The sequence below is a fragment of the Mesorhizobium japonicum MAFF 303099 genome (genome assembly GCF_000009625.1).
Classification (GTDB): domain Bacteria; phylum Pseudomonadota; class Alphaproteobacteria; order Rhizobiales; family Rhizobiaceae; genus Mesorhizobium; species Mesorhizobium japonicum.
Genome location: NC_002678.2, coordinates 1,685,940 through 1,705,887 on the forward strand (window position 1 = coordinate 1,685,940; position 19,948 = coordinate 1,705,887).

Sequence of the window (19,948 nt, forward strand, 5' to 3'; positions counted from 1 at the left end):
AACTAACCATCGCACCCCGAGTTTCGCTTTCAGTCTTTCAAGGATTGGAGGCCAGCATGGCACCGCGCAGCAAACCACGCACCGGCGATGACGACAGCCCTGACGTCGAGGGGCCGACGATCGAGCAGCAGAACGCGATCAAGCGCGGCCAGATCCTGCCCGGCTCCGTGTCGGAAAACGGCGACATGCGCTACGGCGTCGAAAAGGACGGTGACCTGACGGAGGAGGACGACGACAACGCCCTCCAGGACAGCGATGACGCCTTGCCGAACGACGAAGAAGAAGCGGCAATCAAGCGGCACCCGACGCGCGAAGGTCGGTTCGACGAGACATGAGGGCTGGAAATTCCCAGCCCTTTTCAGAGCTGCAAGCGCTCCCTCCCCGCAATGCCCGCGTAATCCGTCCATGCCCGTGCGCAACCGCGACATGGCAGCGCCGCTCAGCCGGCGCGAGGTCTGCAAGTTCGAATTCCTGAACATCGGCAAGAGCCTGTTTGCCTCGCCGCTCAGACTAAACGAAGTTCAATTTGACCTGCCTGCGCAAAGGCCTTGTGTGGTGGAAGGTAGCACACCATCGTCGGACGGCAGGAGACCGATATTCCGCCCTTTCCGCCGCCCGCTTTTGCCCCTCGACAGGGTACAGGAACTATATCTCAATTGGCTAAAATAGCGGAACATCCAATGGACATTGCCGGAACCGAACATGACCCATCGGACCTTTGCTTCAGCCACCTAAGACCTTGGTCCCAAAAGGAAACGCAAAAGGCCGATGAGGCTCTCCCTCGGGAACATCCTGCGTCCGCCGTCGTTTGCGGCAAGGTCTCCGGACCGGACTGGATTTCGGAGGATGAGCGATGCGCCATCGGTCCATCATCACCAGAACAGGCCACGGCCCGGGTACGGCGGTCGCCGTGTTGATAGTCGGGCTGGCGGTGGTGGGGATTGTGTTCCTCGTCCTGGGCGGCTTGCTCTATTTCGGCGAGCAGCCGCCTGATCAACGCGCGCTGTCTTCCGTGCCAGCCCGGTCGGCCCAGGCGGCCGATCACAGGGCGGTCGATTGATAAGGCCCTGCGCGGCCGTCATGCATCATCAAAGATTGCGGCGGCCGCCGCCGAGAACCGGCCTGTCGCCTCAGAATTTGTAGTTGATCTTGCCGACCACGACATTTTCCGTGTTGCGATTGTCGACGAAGAAGCCCGGAATTGTGTCGCTTTCGCCGCTTTTCGTGCCAAAATCATAATAATTCCATTCGACGCCGGCGGTCCAATGGTCGGTCAATGCATATTCGGCGCCCAGGCCTGCCGTCCAGCCGACCCGGGATCCCCCGCCAAATGACTGGTGAAAACCGTCGACCTCAGCGATTTTATACTTGGTGAAGGCGACACCGGCATCGCCATAAATCAGGATCCGGTCGATCGCATATCCCAGGCGGCCACGCACCGAGCCCAGATAATCCTGCTTGGTCTCGCAAGTTGTGCCCAGGGCAGTAGAGCATTGACCGTCGCCCTTCACGGTCGAGCCCGCAAGGTCGCCCTCAATGCCGATGACGAATTGGTTGATCTGGTAGTTGTAGCCGATCTGGCCGCCGAAAATGCCGCCAGACCCGTTTGTGTTGAAACTGTCGAACGTGGCGCCCGACCAGCGACTGTCGTTCCAGCCACCGCCCGCCTGGACACCGCCATAAAACCCGGTCCAGGAAAAAGGCATGGCGGCGACAGGTTCGACGATATCCGCCGCCAGAACCGGAGACGCGGCTGCAAGAAATGCAACGGAACACAGCAGTGCGAGCTTCATCGATATCTCCGCATCAGTCGCCCTTCCCCCCGCGTCACATCGATACCACAAGACCGATCGCCGGCTGTAACTGAAAGAACGGAAAGTTTCAGGCGAGCGTGTTTTTAAGTGCGTCCCGTTGCACGGCAGCAACAAATAGGCCGCAGCTTGGCAGGAAAGCCTAATAAGAGGTGCTGACGCCCAGCATCTTGCCAACCCTCGCCACCGCTTTGCCCCGCCGATAGACCGTGCGGTCCTTCGGCACGGCCACCACCGCTTCGGGCACGTGCTGCGCCGGCATGGCGACGAAGTCGGCGCTGGCGCCGACGGCAATGCCATAGTCCGCCAGCCCCAGCGCCCTGGCGCCGGCATGGGTCACCACATCGAAGGCCGCCTCGAGCTCGCGGTCCTCGTAGAAGCCGGAGCGGTAGCCGATCATATTGGCCCGGTTCAGCATGTCGCCATCGCCATAGGGCCACCAGGAATCGCGGATGTTGTCGGAACCGCTGAACACGGTGACGCCGGCCTGCCGCAGGGCCGCCACCGGCGGGAAGGCATGGTTGCCGGGCGCGTTGGTCATGATCGCCACGCCAGCCGCCGCCAGCATCGCGCCGGCCTTCGCCAGGGCGTCGGCCGGGATGTCGCCAAGACCATAGGCGTGGCTGACGGCGACATGGCCCGCCATGCCGAGCGCCTTTGTCCGCGCGGCGATCTCCTCGACCTGGAACAGGCCGAGCGCGCCGCCATCATGCAGGTGGATGTCGACGCCGGCGCCATGCTTCTGCGCCAGGGCGAAGACCACATCGAGATGGCCGTTCACGTCACGGTCGAAGCTGGCGGGGTCGAGCCCGCCGATGAGATCGCAGCCGAGCTTCAGCGCCTCGTCCAGCAGTTCCGCCGTGCCCGGCGAGGACAGGATGCCGCTTTGCGGGAAGGCGACGAGCTGGATGTCGATGAGGTCGCGGTATTTTTCGCGGACGGCCAGGATGGTTTCGACATGGCGGAGTCCGACCGAGGCGTCGACCATGACATGGCTGCGCATGGCCAGGCTGCCATTGCCGACGCAGAGCTCGAGCTGGTTCTTCGCGCGCTCCGCCATCGGCGCGGCGGCGGCAAGGTTTCGCGCCTGGAAGGCGACACGCTCGCGCACGTCGAAGCCGTTGGTGCAGGGAATGTGCGGGCGCCAGGCATCGCCATAAAACGAGGTGTCGAGATGGATGTGCCCCTCGACGAAGGCCGGCACGACAAGCTGGCCGCTGAGATCGATGTCAGCGGGGTCGATGGCGGCGAAATCGGCCGGCGGCGCCTTGCCGGCCGGCGCGATGGCGCGGAAGCGGCCGCCGGTGACGAAGAGATCCGCCAGCGACCCATCGGCCAGTTTCGCATTGCGGAAAATCGTCTGCTCGCTCAAAATCGCTTGCTCGCTCATGGGCGCCATCCCTGCCGAAAGCGCCAGTCCTCGCCGCCCGCCCGCTGCGGGTCAATGCGGCAGCGACGAAAAACTGTTTCGCGCATTGCCCCTGGTTCCGGCGAGGCGGGGCGCGAATCCGCACCGCGGCTCTTGCCTATTCCGCTTTCACGGAAGTTTCGGCGGCCCCGCAATGTGCCATTGTGTTATCGCGGCGGTACGAGCCGCCCTGGTTGACGCGGGCGCCCAGCCATCCCAACAATGCGCCCCCCGCCCGCGTCGACCATGGCAGGAGCCGGTGTTGTGACCCGATCCGGTAGGTCCGGCCTACTGCGACCCCGTTGCCGCTTCAGCCGCCAACCAGCGCCTTTGTCGTCACCAGATTGACGCCGGCCTCGGCGAATTCGCGATTATGTCGGGCGATGATCTGCTCGGCGCTCTCGGCGGCACTGTCCAGCGTGCTGTGGGCATCGGAAACCACGGTGACGCCGAGCCCCCTGGCGATCGCGCCCTTGACGGTTGCCGCGACGCAAAAATCGCTCTGCGCGCCGAGGATCACAACCCCACCGGCCCCCTTGCCCGACCACCCAGTCGCCAAAGGCGGGATTGCTGAAGGCGTCGCGCACGGATTTGGCGAAAGTCGGCTCGTCCTCAGCCTGGCCAAGGGCGGACCATACCGGCCAACCTGCCTCACCCGGCGCCAGCGGATCGCCCTCAGGTCCATCATGCCTGACGAAAGCGACCTTGCGTCCACCGCGCCTTGCCCAGTCGATCACCGCCCGGGCACGCTCCGCAATGGCGGGCGCGTCGTGGATCGGCGGCTCGTGCAGGCCGTCGAACATACCGGTCTGGAGGTCGATGACGATGAGGGGCGCGTTCGCAGTGAGGCTGGGGACTGACATGGTTTTTACATAGCATGCAGGAATCAAGGCTCAAGGATTATGCCGACGGCCGCCCACAACTAGGGCAGCCTTGCCAATCCGACAAAAGCCAGCAGCGGGGTGATATCGTGGCGGTCGGCGGCTTTGAGCGCCGCGATATAACCCGCCCGCCTTTCGTTCATTTTCTGCAGATCGGAGCCGGCGGTCCAGTCTATCGGGTCGACCTTGTATATTTTCTCTAACACGGCATCGGCAAGGATGCGGGCATGGCGCCCATTGCCGTTCGCGAACGGATGGACGAACACGATCCGGTGGTGCAAACGCACCGCAGCCTCTCTGGGCATATAGGTGCCCTTATCCGCCCAGTATCGCGCGTCATCAAGAACCACCCGCAATTGCGACCCGATTTGCGCGGGATCGACGCCGATGTTCTTGCCGGTAGTCCTGAAGGCTCCTGCCCAGTTCCAGACCTGGCCAAACAGCTGCCGGTGAAGCTCTATGGCAAAGCCGTCGCTGAGAATGTCCTTCCTTCTTGTCCGGGAAAGCCAAAGCAGGCCGGAGGTGATGTTGGCTTGCTCCAGCTCATCGAGTTCGGCCTGCGTGGTGATGTGCCTGTGCTTCAATCCGGCGAGCTCGTTGGGATCAAGCGGCGTCGCGCCCACGGGATAGTCGGGCGCAATCATTTGTCCTGCCAGAAATCGGACGGCATCTCATACAGCAACTCGCTTGTCAGGCGGCTCACTTCCCGTTCCGTCCGGTTGCCCCCCACTGCCTGGTCTTCGAGGGCCATGTGCTTGCCGGCGGTGGCGACAATCGCCTTCGCCTTTTTGCGTGCCTGGGCAACGATGATGGCCTCGATCGTCTCGGGCGGAACGAACGCATAGACGAACCGGCACCCCATCGCCTCGGCCGTGGCCTGCATCGACTTCAGGGTGACGCCACCTTCGAGTTCGGCCTGCTCCACCTGGGCAATGCGGGCGCGGGTTACGCCCATGCGCCCTGCAAGCTGCGCGCCCGACATGCCGAGCGCCTTCCGCACAGTTCTTATCCAACCTTCAACAGGTATCTGGATATTCCCGGCTTGGGCGAGATCCACCACTGCCTGGTATTGTTGGCGAACAGCCTGTTTTAAGCTCATTGTAAACTCATATATTGACAAACGGCTGCATACTGTAAATATTTATGTATACAAATTTTTCTGAAAAGTCAACTTATATATTGACATTTTCAAAGCTCTCCAGCATGTTCACCCCGGTGCCCCTGCAAACAGCACCACCCCATCCCCTCCAGCCGCGGGCCAATCCCTGATGGTTCGGTCGTAGCCGCCGGTCAGCACCGTGCCGTCGGGGGCGAAGGCCACTGCGTAGATCGGGCCGGTCTGGCTGTCGAATAGGGCGATCTGGTTGCCGGTTTCCATGTCCCACAGCCGCGCCGTGCCGTCGAGCGAACCTGACAGCAGGCGCTTGCCGTCGGCCGACAGCGCCAGCGCATAGACCGTGCCTTCATGGCCCTCGAAGCGCTTCACCTCGCGGCCGCTGTCGAGATCCCAGACCTTGATCGTCAGGTCGCCGCTGCCGGTGATCAGACGATGCGCGTCGGCGGTGAACACGGCGCCATAGGTGCCTTGCTCGTGGCCGTGCCAGCTGCGCAATTGCTTGCCGCTTTCGATGTCCCAGAGTTTCAGCGTGCCGTCGATGCTGCCGCTGAGCGCCTGCTTGCCGTCGGGCGAAACGGCGACCGCGCTGATCGACCAGTCGTGCCCGGTCAGCACATGCAGAACGGAATTGTTGACGAGGTCCCAGACGATGACGTTGCCGGTGTCATGCCCGCTGACGGCGCGCTTGCCGTCCGGGCTGATCGCGAGCTTGTTGACGCCGCCATTCTGGCCAGCCTGGAAGACATGCAGCACAGCGCCATCGGCGAGTTTGCGCAGCACGATCTCGCCATCGTCGCCACCCGTCAGCGCGCTGACGCCGTCGGGCATGTAGAGCGCCGTGCGCGCCATGTCCTTGTGGACACCGAGATTTCGGATCAGCTGCTTGCCGCCAATGTCCCACAGCTTGATCACACGATCGGTGCTGGCGCTCATGATCGATCGGCCGTCCGGCGCCACCGCAAGCCAGACGACCGCGTCGCGATGGCCGTCGGGCTGCGTCGGCGCCGCCGGCGGCGGTGGCGGCAACGGCGCCACGGTGGGCGGCGGAATGACCGCGACCTCCGGCGGCGCGACGGGCGCCGGCGGCATGGCCACGGGTGGCGCCGCCGGCACAGCCACCGGCGGCGGGTTGGCGGCTATCGGTGGCGGGGCGGGTTGCGGGGCTGGAGCTGGCACAGGGGCCGGTGGCGCGCTGGCGACATCCTGGCCCTTCGGCTCGGCAGGTTTGGGTTCGGTAAGTTTGGGTTCGTCGGGCTTGGGTTCACTGGGCTTGGGCTCGGCCATCTTCGGTTCATTCGGCCGGGCGGTCACCTCGCCGCCGCCCCACGGGCCGAACCGGTCGACGGCCAGCGCCGCCAGCACGATCAACGGCAAGGCGAGGAAGATCTTGCGCAGACCGGGCCTGCCGGTCTCCTGCACTTCGGCCGCGCGGCCGAACAGCGGCGCTCCGGTCAGATGCGCAGGCCGCCCCGGCAACAGCCCGGCCCAGAACAGCACCGCGCCGGCGAGGCAGGCGAACGCCAGCAGCGAGAAGGCCACCAGCTGCGTTGCCCAGGGCTCACGCATGGCCGTCAGGCCGAAATCCTTGCCGCCCGGCAAGAGATAGAGATGGACGAGGCAAGCCGCGGCCAGCGCCATCAACAGCACCGCAAGCAATCTGTCGGCGAGCCTGGTCATGGTGCGGGGCTCATGCGGTAACCCCGCCGGTGACGGCATCGGCGTCGATATCGGCAGGTTGTGGTCGCATCGAATTCCCTCGCCGCAGCCAATCTTACGCAAGGCCGCGGCGGAGTCGAGTGGCCGCCGGTGCGAATGCCGCGTGGGCGCGAACGCACGGAAATGGCTGGACATTCCTTGCTTCGTTGGGCGCGACCTACTTCAGCTCCACCCAGACAGGCGCGTGGTCGCTGGCGCCGTCCTCACCGCGCACGTCGCGGTCGATACCCGCCCCTTTCAGCCGGCGGGCGAGCGTCTTCGACAGCAAGATGTGGTCGAGCCTGAGGCCCGCATCGCGCGGCCAGCGGTTCCGCCGATAGTCCCAGAAGGTGTAGAGCGTCTCTTTCGGATAGATTTTTCGCAGCGCGTCGACCCAGCCCTGCTCGATGAGGGCGGCGAAGGCGGCGCGGCTTTCCGGCTGCACCAGCGCGTTGTCGTCATAGGAGCGCGTGGCATAGATGTCGCGCGGCTCGGGCACGATGTTGTAGTCGCCGGCCAGCACGACCGGCAGGCCGGTGTCGAGAAGCTGCGCCGCATGCGCCTCCAGCCGCGCGTGCCAGGCAAGCTTGTACTGGAATTTCGGCCCCGGCTGCGGATTGCCGTTCGGCGCATAGAGGCAAGCGATGACGATGCCGTCGACCGCCGCCTCGATATAGCGGCTTTGCCGGTCGGCATCGTCGCCGGGCAAGGCATCGCGGGTCAGCACCGGCTCCGCGCCGCGCGCCAGGATGGCGACGCCGTTCCATGTCGGCTCGCCCTTCCACACCGCGCCATAGCCGGCATCGGCAAGCGCGGTGCGCGGAAACTGCATGTCGCGCGCCTTGAGTTCCTGCAGGCAGACGACATCGGGCTTTGCCGCCGCCAGCCAGGCCAGCAGGTTTTCCAGCCGGCTGTTGATGTTGTTGATGTTGAAGGTGGCGAGTTTCATGGTTGGATCAGGAGGCGATCCGGCCTGCCCAAGCCTTCACCGTCTCCGCCAGCGTCTTCAGATGATCGGCGGTGGAGAATCCCGAAATGCCCTTGCGCGGCTTGAGATCGTGGTCGCCATCCTCCAGCCAGATCACCTCGATCTGGTCCGACAGCCCATACCCCGCCACTTCGTCGCGCGTGCCGAACTCGTCTCGCGTGCCTTGAAAGATCAGCGTCGGCGTCTTCAGCCCGGTCAAATGTTTGGTGCGCAGCTGGTCGGGCTTTCCAGGCGGATGGAAGGGATAGCCGAGACAGACCAGCCCTGAAATCTCCCCCTTGGCGAACATCTCGTCCGCAACCATGGAAGCGACACGCCCACCCATCGACTTGCCGCCGATGATCAGCTTCCCGGTCACGCCCCTGGCCCTGAGGTCAGCGATCGCCTTGATATATTCCGGATTGACCGTCTCGGCGCGCGGCGGCGGCTTGCGGTGGCCGTAACGGCGCGCCGCCATATAGTGGAATTCGAAGCGCGCGACCTGGACACCGGCCGTGGCCAAAGCCTTGGCGGTTGCGGTCATCGAGGGAGAATCCATCGATGCGCCGGCGCCGTGGGCGAGCAGGATGGTGACGGGAGCGGTGTCGAAGCCGTCGAAGAGGAAGCTGGTCATGGGACGTCTCGCGCGGCAGTGACGCTGCCAATCTCCCCCCTCGTGGGGGAGATGCCCGGCAGGGCAGAGGGGGGCGCCAAGGAATGCCGGCCTTCAGTCAAATCTCTCCAGGGCGAGACGGCCTGAAATGAGCCGATCCGTTGGCGGGACAGCGCCCCCCTCTGTCCTGCCGGACATCTCCCCCACAAGGGGGGAGATCGGCTGTCATCGCGACCTTCGCCAATCATCCTCACCCCGCCGTCCGAGCCAGCTGCATATCCACGAACTGCACGCCTTTGGCCGCCACCCCGGCCCATTCGCTATCCGCATCGAGTTCCAGATACCGCACCCAGAGCCGCCGCGCCTCGGGCAGATTGCCGGCGTCGAATTCCAGCCTGGCCAGGTTGAACACCGGATCGGCATAGCTCTTGTCGAGCGCGATCGCCTTCTGCAAATGCCGCCGCGCGGAGGCGTCGCGGCCCTGCTCGTTCATCAGCCCGGCGAGATTGAACCAGGCTTCGACGAAGGCCGGATCGAGCTTTATCGCACGCGCATAGTCATGTGCCGCTTCCGCCGCGTGGCCGCCGGCGCGCAGGCAGTTGGCGCGGTTGAAGGCGGCGATGGCGTCGCTCGGGTCGATGGCGAGGCAGCGCTGGTAGAGCGCGGCGGCACCATCATGGTCGCCCCCCTCCTCCACCGCTTCGGCCTCGGCAAAAAGCTCTTCCAACGTGTCGTCACCACTGGCGGCGGCGCCCAGATCGAACAGCAATTGCCCGTCGAGCTCGCTCTGGCCGCCTTCGAGATAGATCGCGTCGGGGCGGCCGTGCTGCGAGCCGACATTGAGCGATTTGGCGGTGAGCGAGGCCACCGGGCCTGAGCGGTGCACGGAGCGCGCGATCGCGCCCCAGGTCGCCCCGCCGGCCACCAGCCCGGCATATTTGCGCGCCAGGATCAGGTCGCGGAAGGAGTAGGGTTCGCAATCATGCTCGAAGGCATCGAACAGGCTGAGCAGGTCGAGGTCGGTGCCCGACAGCCTGGATTGGTCGATCAGCGATTGCCGCGACAGTGACGACGCCTCCGGCGCCTTCATCAGGCCGAGCAGGCGCAGAAAACCGTTCTCGCTGATCAGTATGCGCCCGGCCGCGCGCTCGGCGGCGACGCGGCGCTCGATCCCGGCATCGCCGTTTTTCGTTAATCCGGCCTTGGCCAACAACGCCCGGCCGAACACGACATGCGTCGTGCGCCTGGTGATGCCGCGCCTCAGCTGGCCGTGCTGGCGCTCGACCTCCCGCGCGGCGAGCCGCAAGGGAAACGCCGCCAGCGCACCGATGGTACCGAAAACGGCCCCCGGAACCGAAACGGCCGGTGCCGTCATTTCTTGCTCTTGCCGACCGCCTTGAGCAGACTGGCCTTCAACGGATTCTCAGGCGCGCCACCCGCTGCCGCCTTCTTGGCGGCGGGTTTGGCCGCCACTTCGTCGGCCTTGCTCTTCGACTTGGCCGGCGGCTTCGACTGCGACAGGCTGGCCTTCAGCGCGTCCATCAGATTGATGACATTGCCACGCTCGGGCGCGGCCGCGATGATCGGCTTGTGGCCCTTCAGCTTCTCGCGGATCATCGCCATCAGCGCGATCTCGTAGCGGTCCTCATAATCCTTCGGATCGAAGGTGGTTTCCTTCTGCTTGATCAGCGCTTCGGCGAGTTCGAGCATTTCCGGGTCGGGTTTGCCGGCCGGGATATTGCCGAAATATTCAGCTGTGCCACGCACTTCGTTCGGATTCCTCAACGTACACACGAACATGCCGTTTTCGCGCGCGCCGATCGTCACCACCCGCTCGCGGCTGGACAGGACCAGCCGGGCGATCGCCAGCTTGCCGGATTTGCGCATGGCTTCGCGCAGCACGGCGAAGGTTTCCTCGGCCATCGCGCCATCCGGCGCCAGGTAATAGGGCGCGTCCTGGTAGATGACATCGACCTCGCCCTCGTCGACGAAGGCCTCGATGTTCATCGTATGGTTGGATTCGATACGCACCGTGTCGAGGTCGGCATCATCGATGATGATGTACTGCTTGTCCTCATACTCGTAGCCCTTGACCAGGTCCGAGCGCTCGACGAGCCCGAGTTCGGGATCGACCGGCTTCATGTTGATGCGGTTATGGGTCTTCTTGTGCAGCTGATTGAACGAGATGCGCTCGCTGGTCGTCGTCGCCGGATAGAGCCGGACCGGACAGCTGACGAGGCTGAGCTTGAGATAACCCTTCCAACTTGCCCTGGGCGCCATGATACACTCCTACGCGGCCATGCACTGATACTGCTCAGCGCTTTTCGTCCGAAGGACGATTGACGCCGTGGAAATCCTACACCGACCCCGCACAATAGCGGCAAATCCCTGACGAAATGTTTTAGGCTGCCGGAGGGTCACGGGCGCAGAATAATTCAAATTGTATGAAGCGTCGATGGCACCCAGCCCTTCGGATCAAGCCGAGGAAGATGACCCGGCATCCCTCTTCTTCGTCATCCTAGGGCGGAGCAAGGAGCGAAGCGACGCGGCGCAGACCCTAGGATCCATGCCGTGACCTTTAAGCGTCGCTACGGTCCAGAATTCTGATCCGCCGTATTCCACGACCGTCGTCACGGCATGGATCCTCGGGTCAGGCCCGAGGATGACGAAGCGCGAGGTGGCCTCACCATCCAGTTCCGCGAAACAGTTCGAACCAGTCTGGATTCGCCTTTTCGATCAGGTCGATCTTCCATTGGCGCAGCCGGCGCTTCAACGATTTCTCGCGCTGGATGGCGTCGGTGATGTCGAAGTATTCCTCATACCAGACCAGTCGTTGCACACCGTATTGGCTGGTGAAGCGCGAGCCTTCGCCTGACTTGTGCTCGGGCATACGGCGGCCAAGGTCGTTGGTCACCCCGATGTAGATCGTGCCGCGTTTCTGACTCGCGGTCATGTAGACGTAGCCGGTCATGCGACGACTTTAGCCGGCGCTACAGTTGGCGACCATTCTGAACCCGCTGCATTCTAAGGCCAACGTCACGGCATGGATCCTAGGGTCTACGCGTCGCTTCGCTCCTTGCTTCGCCTAGGATGACGAAAGATAGGTAGGCAAATCCCGGGCAAAGTCCTCGATATCTGCCCAGGGATCACCCGACGTCTCCAGCAGCCCCGGCAGCGACGAATAGTTCAGGTCCTGCGGCGCATCGATCGCCTCCAGATCGCTCCAGCTCACCGGGGTCGAAGCCGGCAAATTGGTGCGGGCGCGCAGCGAATAGGGCGCCGCGGAGGTGTGGCCGCGGGCGTTGCGGTGATAGTCGATGAAGATACGCTTCTTGCGGTTTTCCTTGCCCATGGTGGTGGTGAATGTGTCGGGCGCGGTCGCCGCCAGATGCGTGGAGATGGCGCTGGTCGCCTGGTGCAGCTTCTTCCAGTTCTGCTTTGACGTCACCGGCACGGTGATGTGGATGCCGCTGCCTCCTGACGTCTTGGCGAACGGCACCAGCCCCAGCCCCTCGAGCTCGCCCTTGATGTGGACGGCGGCTTCCACCACTTCGCGCCAGGAAATCCCCGCGCCCGGATCGAGGTCGAAGACGATCTGATCGGGCTTGTCGAGGCTGGTGCGGTGCGTGCCCCAGGTGTGGAACTCGACGACGCCGAACTGCGCCAGAGCCAGATAGCCTTTTGCGCCCTCGACCGAGAGATAGGATTTGGTCTCGCCCTCGGAATTGGTCGCCTGGAACGTTACCACCGAAGGCGGCATGCCGGTGAAGGCGTGGCGCTGGAAGAAGCAATCTTTCGGCAGGCCGGTCGGGCAGCGCACCAGCGACACCGGGCGGCCAAGGATGTGCGGCAGCATGAAGTCGCCGACCAGCGCGTAATAGACGGCGATGTCGAGTTTGGTCGGACCCGTCTTGCCGAACAGCCGCCGCTCCGGATTGGTCACCCAGATGGTGGCGAGATCCGCCTCCGAGATCAGCCGCTTGCGCTTGGCCGAGACCGGCGTCGACAGGCCGACATCCCTGAGACCGCGAAACACGCCATGGCGCAACGCATTGTCCGCCGTGCGGTTGGCGTAATGGATGCGCGCCGAAAACAGCGGCTTGACCCAGTGCATCTCGCGCATGATCTCGCGCGGCACGCCTTCCGGCGCCGTGGCGCCCGATGTCAGCGGCTCCAGCCGGGCGAGCAGGTCGGCTGCCGTCGCGGCATCGAAGCCGGTGCCGACCTTGCCGCGATAGTGCAGCTCGCCTTCCTCCCACTCGGCCATGCCGAGTGCCGCCAGCCCTTCCGCCGCGTCCGAAATCGTGTAACCCGCGATGACGAAATCGTCCTTCTGCAGCGCCTTGCACTTGGTCCAGCTCTTGGTGCGGCCGCTCTGGTAGATCGCGCTGGCGCGCTTGGAGATGACGCCTTCGAGCCCGAGCTCCGTCGCCTGGTCGTACAGCCCCTGCCCTGAGCCCTCGACATGGTCGGAGAACTGGATGGCGGAATTCGCCCCGAGCCCGCCAAGCAGCTCGGCCAACAGCGCCTTGCGCCGGATCAGCGGTGCCTTCAGCAAATCCCAGCCGTCGAGATGCAGGAGGTCGAAGGCATAGAAATGCAGCTTGCTGCCGGCGCCCTCGGCCAGCGCATCCTGCAGCAGCGCGAAGCGGCTGATGCCCTTGGCGTCGAGCACGACGATCTCGCCGTCGATGATCGCCTCGCGGCAGGGCAGTTTGGCGAAGGCATGCGGCAGGTCGCCATAGCGCTTCGTCCAGTCGATGCCGCCGCGGGTGATCAGCCGCACCTGCCCGTCGGACAGATGCGCCATGGTGCGGTAGCCATCGAATTTGATCTCGTGCAGCCAGAGTTCGTTGGTGTTCTCGGCGGGGCCTTCGCCGCCCGGCGGCCTCAGCGCCTGCGTTGCCAGCTGCGGCTCGATGCGGCTGAGCGCCGGCGCCTTCACCGCGCCCGGCAGTTCGCCGGGCTTTAGGGAACCCGGCTTTGGCGCGGACCTGGCCGCCGGTTTCGCGGCGGCCGCCAGTTCCTCGATAAGCAATCCGGACTTCACGCTTTCCGGCCGCGCTTCGAGGATGTCCAGCGCCGTGTCGGCGGCGAGGTCGCGCTCCTTGAACAGCAGCCAGTTCTTCTTGTTCTCGTCCTCGCCAGGCTTGGGCTTCAGGCGGGTCAGCATCCAGCCGCCATTGAGCTTTTCTCCGGCGAGGCGAAACTTGAAAGCGCCGGTGCGCAGGCTCTTCTCGACATCGTCCATCGGCGCCCAGGTGCCGGTGTCCCAGACGATCATCGGCCCGCCGCCATATTCACCCTCGGGAATGACGCCCTCGAAATCGATATATTCGAGCGGATGGTCCTCGGTCTCGACCGCCAGCCTCTTGTCGGCTGGATTGAGCGAGGGCCCGCGCGGCACTGCCCAGCTCTTCAACACGTCGCCGACCTGCAGGCGCAGATCGTAGTGGTCCGCCGTCGCGTGGTGCTTGTGGACGACAAAGCGGTTGCCGTCGCCGCTGATCAGCCCGCCGGCCGGTTCCGGCGTTTTGGAGAATTCGCGCTTGGCGCGATAGGTCTTGAGTTTGGCGGGAGCAGGCATGGGTCAGCGCCCGAAGCGCTTGGCAAGCAGGAGCAACCGCCGCGTTCCGGAACGGATGGCAGTCACGCTGTCAATCGTCGGCAGCCGGCGTCAGCTCGAGCTCGGCCGGCGACAGGCCCTGCTGCAGCTGGCTCAGCCGGAACTCATCCACCCAATAAGCCTCGCCGTCGACCAGCACGCGTGCACGGTAGGCACCGTCCGAAAAGCTTTGCGCGGTGATGTAGACCTTGTGGCGGTCGAGCGCCTTGCGCACCGCGGCGCGCTTGGCATTCTGGCCGGTGACGGGACTGAACATGACGCTGCCCTCGGTCGCCCTGACACATCGGGCGACTGGGCTCAAGGATGACGGAGACTAGCTGTCCTGTCAATTTCAAGCGCCGGAGCCGACCCTTGGTCTCGCGAAAACCCGCATCCCTGTCGAAATCCGCTCCCGGCGAACGACATTGGTGCGGCGCCAACGAGGCGCGATCATCTCAAACTGGGAGCACCACCATGGCCAAGATGCTTGTCATCTACAAAACCCCCGCCGATCCGGCGGCCTTCGAGCGCCATTACCACGACATTCACGTGCCGCTGGCCAAGCAATTGCCCGGACTGCATCGCTATGAGATCAGCAGGGCGCCGATCATGAATGTCCTGCCGGGCGAGACGCCCTACAGGGTCGCGACGCTCTACTTCGACAGTCTGGAGGCCATTCGCACGGCCTTTGACAGCGAGATCGGCCGGGCCTGTGCGGTGGACCGGCGCAAATTCGCCGGGGACGACGATCTGGTGACGATGCTGCTCTTCGACACCGAGACGCTGTGAGCCGTCAGTTGTCGCGCACGGCCATCAATTCCTGCTCCCGAAGCCGCTTCGGGAGCCGTTCTTCAATTCTTCAATTCTTCAACCGCCGAAATCGCCGCATCACGCCCTGCACGGCCTTGTACAGCCCGGGCTTGGAGCGCACGAAAAGCTCGATCTTCCCGCGCAGCTGGATATAGGTGGTCGAGCCCCGGCCGCGCAGCGTCACCGCCTCGCACAATTCTGCCAGCACCGCGCTCGAAGCGCCGATGTGCTGCTTGTAGCCCTGGCTGCCGACCGACAGGTCGAAACAGTCGAGCCCCTGCGCCACCCCCCACATCATCAGCTTGCCGATCGTCGTCAGGCCTGGCGAGGCGTTGGCCACCGCGTCGTGGTCGATCCCGAGCAGAAGCGCGTGCAAGGTGCCCTTCATGACAAGTACGTACATGACGGCGAGATAGGCTTCACCGACACGCAGCCCAAACAGCCGCACCGAGCCGTCGGACAGGCCTTGCAAGGCGGCGTTGCGGTAGAAATCGACGACCGGCGCCTGGGTCAGGAGGTCAAAGCGCCCGAGTTCGCGGAAGCGGTTGAGCCTGAGCTCGAGCAGCGTCGCGAAATGCGCCTCCACCATGTCGGGCGTCTCGGCTTCGACCAGATCGAGCTTGCCCATCTGTTCGAAGCGGCGGCAGTGCTTGTGGAAATTCTTGGCGAAGGACGATTTGCAGATGCGCTTGATCAGCGTCTGGGGATCGCCATGCAGGGCCAGGCTCGAAGCGATCTGGATGGAATCGCGCGCCTGCGAAAGCAGCGCCAGCGGATTGGCGACGCCGTGAATCTCTCGCGGAATCCCCTCTATGTGGAAGCGGTCCGTCGGCGGCAGCACGGCGCGCACCGCGGCCCAGGCGGCGTCGGCGCTCTGCGTGGTCCAGGGTCTCGCATCGGCCAGCAGCGGCGCGGAATAATCGCACACGCCGCAGCTCAGCCATTCGATCACATAATGGCCCATGGCCCGGCGGCGCATCAACGGCAACAGCATGACCGGCGCGCCCGTTGCGGCGTCGTTGACCTCGACGACCAGCAGTTCCGCGCTTTTGGGCATCAGCCGGTTTGCGATCCCTTCCACCCAGGCAAGGCCCTGATGGCCCGTGCACACGCCGGTCGCCTCGAGGCGCAGCCACAGCGGCCTTACGGAATCGAAACTGGTGTGCAGCCGCGCGGCAAAGCGCGCGGCGGCGCCCCAACCGGCGATAATTGGGGAAAGGGGTTGGCCCGGTGCATCCCCCACCGCGACTATTCGCACTGCCTGGCCTGTCACGTACTTCTCCGTCGTTCAGGCCTGCACTCAACGTCCTCCACGCGAACGCCGCAAACCTCGCATCAGTCTCTGGGCCACATTGAGCAGCCCTGGTTTGGATCGCACGAAGGCCTCGGTCCGGTTGCGTAGATCGATGGCGTTGCTCGCCGCCCTGCCCCGCATCGTGTATCCATGGCAGAGTTCCACAAGAACCGAACCCTTGGCGCCCATATGTTCCTTGTAGCTCTGGTTGCCGACCGACAGGTCGAAATAGCCGAAGTCTTGCTCGCGTGCCCACCTCATCAACCTGCCAATGATCGCCATTCCAGGTGAGACATTGGGCACGGCGCTCTGGTCCATTGCTATCAGCAGAGCATGAACAGTCCCTTGATGGACCAGCAGATATTGAACCGCGATCAGGGAGCCGCCGACGCGCAGCCCGAAGAGCCGCACCGAACCGTCCGACAAGCCCTGAATGGCCGCGTCACGGTAGAAATCGACAACCGCCTCCTGCGTCAGCAGGTCGAAGCGGCCAAGCTCGCGGAACCGGCTGAGCCGCATCCGGACCAGTTCGCCGAAGATTTCCTCCACCTGGTCCGCCGAAACGGCCTGGACGAGTTCCACATCGCCGAGCCTTTCGAGCCGGCGCCAGTCCTTGCCGAATTCCTTGACGAAAGATGGCCTGCAGAGACGCTTGAGCACGGTTTCCGGGTCGCCGTCGATGGCAAGACCGAAGGTGGTCTGGACGGAATCGCGCGCGGTCGTCAGCAACGCCAGGGGATTGGCGACGCCGCCGATCTGCTGCGGTATTCCCGTGATATGGAAGCGATCCGCCGACGGCAGCACGGAACGCACCGCGGCCCACGCAGCCTGCGCCGATTGGGCGGTCCACGTACCCGCATCGGCCAGCAACGGTGCCGAATAGTCGCACACGCCACAGCTCAGCCACTCGATCACCCGATGCTGGAAGGCTGATCGCAGCATCAGCGGCACCAGCATCAAGGGCGCGCCCGTCACCGCGTCGTTCACCTCAACGATGAGCGGCTCCGCGCCTGCCGGCATCAGCCGCGCCACGATTCCCTCCACCCACGCAAAATGCTGGTGGGCGGTGCAGACACCGTCCCTTTGGAAGCGCAGCCAGAGCGGCCTGACCGCTTCAAGGCTTGTGTGCAATCGCGCCGTATATGCATCGTTCGCCCGGACGATCACCGGACGGGAGGTTTCCCCAACGGGCAAGCCGTCATCCACCGTAGCAATTTGCACCGCCTGGCCAGCCACATCCATCTCCTATCGCTTTACCGCGGCGAACGTGACCGCCCGCCGCCAGGAGCCCAAGCGGCTGTTACGCTGCTGGTCCGGATGCTCGATGTTCCACATGCGGTGATGCGCGAAATACCATGATGCCGCGAGCACGAAGGTCTCGGAGACCGCGGAGCCCAGCAGCGCCCATGGTGGGGACGCCACGGCCAGCAGAACGGCGATCAGCGCCAGCCCGACGATGGCGCCGCCCATGGTGATGAAGGCGACGATGCGGAAATCACCGAAGATCTCCAGGACGATGCGGGGCATGATGTAGAGCATGATCGGGATGAAATTCACTGTCACCAGAAGCCCGATGAACCCGACCGAGGCATCCTGCAGGGCCTGGGATTTGATCATCGGCAGGACGAACAGGATGGCGCATCCATAGGCCAGGCCGCCGAGCCCCATGACGACCGACCAGATCTTCGCCTGCGACCAGACGCGGCGCGTTTCATTGTGCCGCATCAGCTTGGCAAGCTCCGGCTGCGTCATGTTCACGAAGGCAAGACTGATGATGCGCAGCGGCGCGAACAGCACGATCACCGCCGCCAACGGCGCGTAAGCCGCGGGTCCGGCAATGCCGGCGACCAGCAGCGCCAGGCACTGGCCCTGGATGTTGGTGGTGGTCGCGCTGAACGCCGACCAGCACAGCTGGCGCCAGAGTCTGGTATAGCGCCGCCGCGTCGGCATGCGGAAGCTGATGCGAAGCGTGCGGCGCGCCAGCCGGGCCAGGACGAAGATGCCGATCACATTGGCTGCGGCAAGGGCATAGAAGACGGTCTGCAGCGCGGCGTCGGCGTACCAGATCGCTAGGCCGGCGAACACGGTGCCGGCGATTGTGAAAGCCGCGTCGCTGACGGAGACGATCACCTGCTGGCGGCGGGCGAAGAATGCCGTGCGCATATGGCTGCGCAGCGACCATGCGCCGACGAAGCAGCCGGCCGCAATGCCGCTCGGGTCGCCCAGGAGGCGCATCAGAACAGCCGTGCCGACGGCCATCAGCAGCGCCACCACCAGCGCCGCGGATCCAAAGGCCACGTCATGGGCGTCGACGCCGGCACTGTTGGTGCTCTTGCCCATCCATATCGAGGCCGGAACCGCGGTGAGCGACCTGATGTAGGACAGTCCGACGCCGCCCATCACCATGGCTATGGCGAAAAGGCCGTAGCCTTGCGCCGACAGCATGTGCAGCAGCGCGATGTTGAGGGCAAAGTGAAAGCCGCTCTGCATCGCCTCGCCGCCGATCATCAGCACGAGGCGCCGCACCAGATGGAGGGGGAACTTCACGGCCGCGTCTCCGCCTGCCGGGTGCTTGCCGTCCGGCCCGGCCTGGCGATGGCAGCCTTTAGCTTGTCGGCGGCGATCGCCGCGATCGCGGCCGCGGCGACCGGTTCGCTGAACACCGTCTCGTAGCGCTTGCGCCCGGCGGCGACGAAACCGCGCCAGGTCTCGGGGGCGAGGATGATCTCCTGCAACTTCGCGGCCAACGCCGCTGCATTGCCTGGCGGAACATGCCAGCCGGTCTCGCCGTCGGCCACCACTTCGACCAGCCCGCCGATCGCCGACACCAGCGGCGGCCGACCATAGGCCATCGCCTCGATGGCGACACGGCCGAGCGATTCCGGACGCCGCGACGGCACGGTGACGATGTCGGCCCAGCGATAATGCTCCGAAGGGTCCGGGATGAAGGGCAAGGCGCTGACCTGACTGGCCAGCCCCATGCTCTCGACCAGGTCGGCCAGCGCGCGCTCGCGCTCGACGCTTTCGAAGGCGCCGCCGACCAGCCGCACCTCGATCCTTGACTTCAGTTCGGCCGGCAGCGAGGCGATCGCCTCCAACAGCACTTCCTGGCCCTTGATCCGGTTTACGCGGCCAAGCAGCAGCACCCGCAGCGGGCGCTTGCCGTCATAGGTCATCGCCTCCGCCGCCGCCGGACCGGCAACGCCATTGTAAACAACGTAGGAGCGCGCGGATCTCGGCTCGCCGAACGTGTCGCGCGTCGCTTTCGAGTTGAAGATGAGATCGGCACGGCTCCAGTGCATCAGGCCGACGAGGATCCGGCGCAGCACGCCTTCGGGAATTTCATGGATGTGCAGCAGCGCCTTGGCCGGCAGCAGGCGCGAGGCCAGCGCATAATCGGCGACGATCGAGGTGTTGACATAGACGAGGTCGCAAGCGCTGAGGCGCCGCCATGCCCGCCACAGCGCCACCGGCAGCCGCGCCATCTCGATGGTCGCCAGCCTCAGCATGGCCTGGCGCCTGAGCACCCAGAGCGGCTCGAAGACGATGCGGCTGGCATGGGGCTCCAGGATTTCGACGATCGGCCCGCTGCGCGGCAGCACCACTTCGATGTCGGCCAACGGAAACGCGGCGCGCAGCGCCGCCACGCTCTCCGCGAAGCTGCGGTCGGAGCCGTAGAGTTCGTACCCCTGATGGATGCAGGCAATCCGCATCTTCACGCGCATCTTTCTGTCAAGGGTGGTGTGA

Annotated in this window: 20 protein-coding genes and 1 pseudogene; 3 read left to right on the forward strand and 18 right to left on the reverse strand. The window is 64.7% G+C overall.

All coding sequences use genetic code 11. The annotated features are described in order from the left end of the window. Positions 1-56: 56 nt before the first annotated feature. Positions 57-335 carry a hypothetical protein gene (locus MAFF_RS09255; protein ID WP_010910636.1) on the forward strand — a complete coding sequence of 93 codons (279 nt, stop codon included), beginning with the start codon at positions 57-59 and terminating at the stop codon, positions 333-335. 518 nt (positions 336-853) lie between these two features. Next, complete coding sequence (locus MAFF_RS09260; RefSeq protein ID WP_010910637.1) at positions 854-1,060, forward strand: hypothetical protein; 207 nt, start codon at positions 854-856, stop codon at positions 1,058-1,060. A gap of 70 nt (positions 1,061-1,130) precedes the next feature. Here MAFF_RS09260 and MAFF_RS09265 read toward each other — a convergent pair whose 3' ends face one another. The 14 genes and pseudogenes from MAFF_RS09265 to MAFF_RS09325 form a co-directional block, all read right to left on the reverse strand. Next, positions 1,131-1,793 (reverse strand): outer membrane protein, encoded by a 663-nt coding sequence (locus MAFF_RS09265; RefSeq protein ID WP_010910638.1) that lies wholly within the window; start codon positions 1,791-1,793, stop codon positions 1,131-1,133. A 160-nt stretch (positions 1,794-1,953) separates the two neighbouring features. Then, positions 1,954-3,201, reverse strand: a complete 1,248-nt coding sequence (locus MAFF_RS09270; RefSeq protein ID WP_010910639.1) for an amidohydrolase family protein — start codon at positions 3,199-3,201, stop codon at positions 1,954-1,956. Between the two features lie 328 nt (positions 3,202-3,529). Beyond that, positions 3,530-3,778 carry an isochorismatase family protein gene (locus MAFF_RS40595; protein WP_244420752.1) on the reverse strand — a complete coding sequence of 83 codons (249 nt, stop codon included), beginning with the start codon at positions 3,776-3,778 and terminating at the stop codon, positions 3,530-3,532. A 34-nt stretch (positions 3,779-3,812) separates the two neighbouring features. Continuing rightward, positions 3,813-4,082: pseudogene (locus MAFF_RS40600) on the reverse strand (isochorismatase family protein); the annotation flags it as partial. Between the two features lie 59 nt (positions 4,083-4,141). Next, on the reverse strand, positions 4,142-4,744 hold the full coding sequence (locus MAFF_RS09280; RefSeq protein WP_010910641.1) for a mobile mystery protein B: 603 nt from the start codon (positions 4,742-4,744) through the stop codon (positions 4,142-4,144). Then, entirely contained in the window at positions 4,741-5,199 is a 459-nt protein-coding gene (locus tag MAFF_RS09285) for a mobile mystery protein A (RefSeq protein ID WP_010910642.1), read from the reverse strand. The genes MAFF_RS09280 and MAFF_RS09285 overlap by 4 nt, the downstream gene beginning before the upstream one ends. 108 nt (positions 5,200-5,307) lie before the next feature. Next, entirely contained in the window at positions 5,308-6,894 is a 1,587-nt protein-coding gene (locus MAFF_RS39050; protein WP_044548168.1) for a WD40 repeat domain-containing protein, read from the reverse strand. 196 nt (positions 6,895-7,090) lie between these two features. Next, positions 7,091-7,861 carry an exodeoxyribonuclease III gene (locus MAFF_RS09295; RefSeq protein WP_010910644.1) on the reverse strand — a complete coding sequence of 257 codons (771 nt, stop codon included), beginning with the start codon at positions 7,859-7,861 and terminating at the stop codon, positions 7,091-7,093. Between the two features lie 7 nt (positions 7,862-7,868). Then, complete coding sequence (locus MAFF_RS09300) at positions 7,869-8,513, reverse strand: alpha/beta hydrolase family protein (protein WP_010910645.1); 645 nt, start codon at positions 8,511-8,513, stop codon at positions 7,869-7,871. Between the two features lie 229 nt (positions 8,514-8,742). Then, positions 8,743-9,867, reverse strand: a complete 1,125-nt coding sequence (locus tag MAFF_RS09305; protein WP_010910646.1) for a tetratricopeptide repeat protein — start codon at positions 9,865-9,867, stop codon at positions 8,743-8,745. Continuing rightward, entirely contained in the window at positions 9,864-10,772 is a 909-nt protein-coding gene (locus MAFF_RS09310; RefSeq protein ID WP_010910647.1) for a Ku protein, read from the reverse strand. The genes MAFF_RS09305 and MAFF_RS09310 overlap by 4 nt, the downstream gene beginning before the upstream one ends. A 403-nt stretch (positions 10,773-11,175) precedes the next feature. Then, on the reverse strand, positions 11,176-11,463 hold the full coding sequence (locus MAFF_RS09315) for a GIY-YIG nuclease family protein (protein WP_010910648.1): 288 nt from the start codon (positions 11,461-11,463) through the stop codon (positions 11,176-11,178). A gap of 114 nt (positions 11,464-11,577) precedes the next feature. Further along, complete coding sequence (gene ligD / locus MAFF_RS09320) at positions 11,578-14,079, reverse strand: DNA ligase D (protein ID WP_010910649.1); 2,502 nt, start codon at positions 14,077-14,079, stop codon at positions 11,578-11,580. A gap of 70 nt (positions 14,080-14,149) precedes the next feature. Beyond that, positions 14,150-14,374 carry a hypothetical protein gene (locus tag MAFF_RS09325; RefSeq protein ID WP_010910650.1) on the reverse strand — a complete coding sequence of 75 codons (225 nt, stop codon included), beginning with the start codon at positions 14,372-14,374 and terminating at the stop codon, positions 14,150-14,152. A gap of 197 nt (positions 14,375-14,571) precedes the next feature. Between MAFF_RS09325 and MAFF_RS09330 the strand changes: the two genes are divergently transcribed. Then, positions 14,572-14,886, forward strand: a complete 315-nt coding sequence (locus tag MAFF_RS09330; RefSeq protein ID WP_010910651.1) for an EthD family reductase — start codon at positions 14,572-14,574, stop codon at positions 14,884-14,886. A gap of 70 nt (positions 14,887-14,956) precedes the next feature. On the opposite strand, the gene MAFF_RS09335 is transcribed toward MAFF_RS09330, so the two are convergent. Genes MAFF_RS09335 through MAFF_RS09350 form a run of 4 tightly spaced genes read right to left on the reverse strand, consistent with a single transcriptional unit; the run spans position 14,957 to position 19,914 of the window. Then, positions 14,957-16,180 carry a GNAT family N-acetyltransferase gene (locus MAFF_RS09335; protein ID WP_010910652.1) on the reverse strand — a complete coding sequence of 408 codons (1,224 nt, stop codon included), beginning with the start codon at positions 16,178-16,180 and terminating at the stop codon, positions 14,957-14,959. A 27-nt stretch (positions 16,181-16,207) separates the two neighbouring features. Beyond that, positions 16,208-17,443 carry a GNAT family N-acetyltransferase gene (locus MAFF_RS09340; RefSeq protein WP_010910653.1) on the reverse strand — a complete coding sequence of 412 codons (1,236 nt, stop codon included), beginning with the start codon at positions 17,441-17,443 and terminating at the stop codon, positions 16,208-16,210. A 3-nt stretch (positions 17,444-17,446) separates the two neighbouring features. Further along, positions 17,447-18,748, reverse strand: coding sequence for a hypothetical protein (locus tag MAFF_RS09345; protein WP_010910654.1), 1,302 nt, complete (start codon positions 18,746-18,748; stop codon positions 17,447-17,449). Further along, positions 18,745-19,914, reverse strand: a complete 1,170-nt coding sequence (locus MAFF_RS09350; RefSeq protein ID WP_080512051.1) for a glycosyltransferase family 4 protein — start codon at positions 19,912-19,914, stop codon at positions 18,745-18,747. The genes MAFF_RS09345 and MAFF_RS09350 overlap by 4 nt, the downstream gene beginning before the upstream one ends. Positions 19,915-19,948 lie beyond the last annotated feature (34 nt).

Bases quoted from the DNA above. Each gene is read 5' to 3' on its own strand.
- MAFF_RS09255 (WP_010910636.1), top strand. From the start codon at position 57: ATGGCACCGCGCAGCAAACCACGCACCGGCGATGACGACAGCCCTGAC.
- MAFF_RS09260 (WP_010910637.1), top strand. From the start codon at position 854: ATGCGCCATCGGTCCATCATCACCAGAACAGGCCACGGCCCGGGTACG.
- MAFF_RS09265 (WP_010910638.1), bottom strand. From the start codon at position 1,793: ATGAAGCTCGCACTGCTGTGTTCCGTTGCATTTCTTGCAGCCGCGTCT.
- MAFF_RS09270 (WP_010910639.1), bottom strand. From the start codon at position 3,201: ATGAGCGAGCAAGCGATTTTGAGCGAGCAGACGATTTTCCGCAATGCG.
- MAFF_RS09280 (WP_010910641.1), bottom strand. From the start codon at position 4,744: ATGATTGCGCCCGACTATCCCGTGGGCGCGACGCCGCTTGATCCCAAC.
- MAFF_RS09285 (WP_010910642.1), bottom strand. From the start codon at position 5,199: ATGAGCTTAAAACAGGCTGTTCGCCAACAATACCAGGCAGTGGTGGAT.
- MAFF_RS39050 (WP_044548168.1), bottom strand. From the start codon at position 6,894: ATGACCAGGCTCGCCGACAGATTGCTTGCGGTGCTGTTGATGGCGCTG.
- MAFF_RS09295 (WP_010910644.1), bottom strand. From the start codon at position 7,861: ATGAAACTCGCCACCTTCAACATCAACAACATCAACAGCCGGCTGGAA.
- MAFF_RS09300 (WP_010910645.1), bottom strand. From the start codon at position 8,513: ATGACCAGCTTCCTCTTCGACGGCTTCGACACCGCTCCCGTCACCATC.
- MAFF_RS09305 (WP_010910646.1), bottom strand. From the start codon at position 9,867: ATGACGGCACCGGCCGTTTCGGTTCCGGGGGCCGTTTTCGGTACCATC.
- MAFF_RS09310 (WP_010910647.1), bottom strand. From the start codon at position 10,772: ATGGCGCCCAGGGCAAGTTGGAAGGGTTATCTCAAGCTCAGCCTCGTC.
- MAFF_RS09315 (WP_010910648.1), bottom strand. From the start codon at position 11,463: ATGACCGGCTACGTCTACATGACCGCGAGTCAGAAACGCGGCACGATC.
- ligD (WP_010910649.1), bottom strand. From the start codon at position 14,079: ATGCCTGCTCCCGCCAAACTCAAGACCTATCGCGCCAAGCGCGAATTC.
- MAFF_RS09325 (WP_010910650.1), bottom strand. From the start codon at position 14,374: ATGTTCAGTCCCGTCACCGGCCAGAATGCCAAGCGCGCCGCGGTGCGC.
- MAFF_RS09330 (WP_010910651.1), top strand. From the start codon at position 14,572: ATGGCCAAGATGCTTGTCATCTACAAAACCCCCGCCGATCCGGCGGCC.
- MAFF_RS09340 (WP_010910653.1), bottom strand. From the start codon at position 17,443: ATGGATGTGGCTGGCCAGGCGGTGCAAATTGCTACGGTGGATGACGGC.
- MAFF_RS09350 (WP_080512051.1), bottom strand. From the start codon at position 19,914: ATGCGGATTGCCTGCATCCATCAGGGGTACGAACTCTACGGCTCCGAC.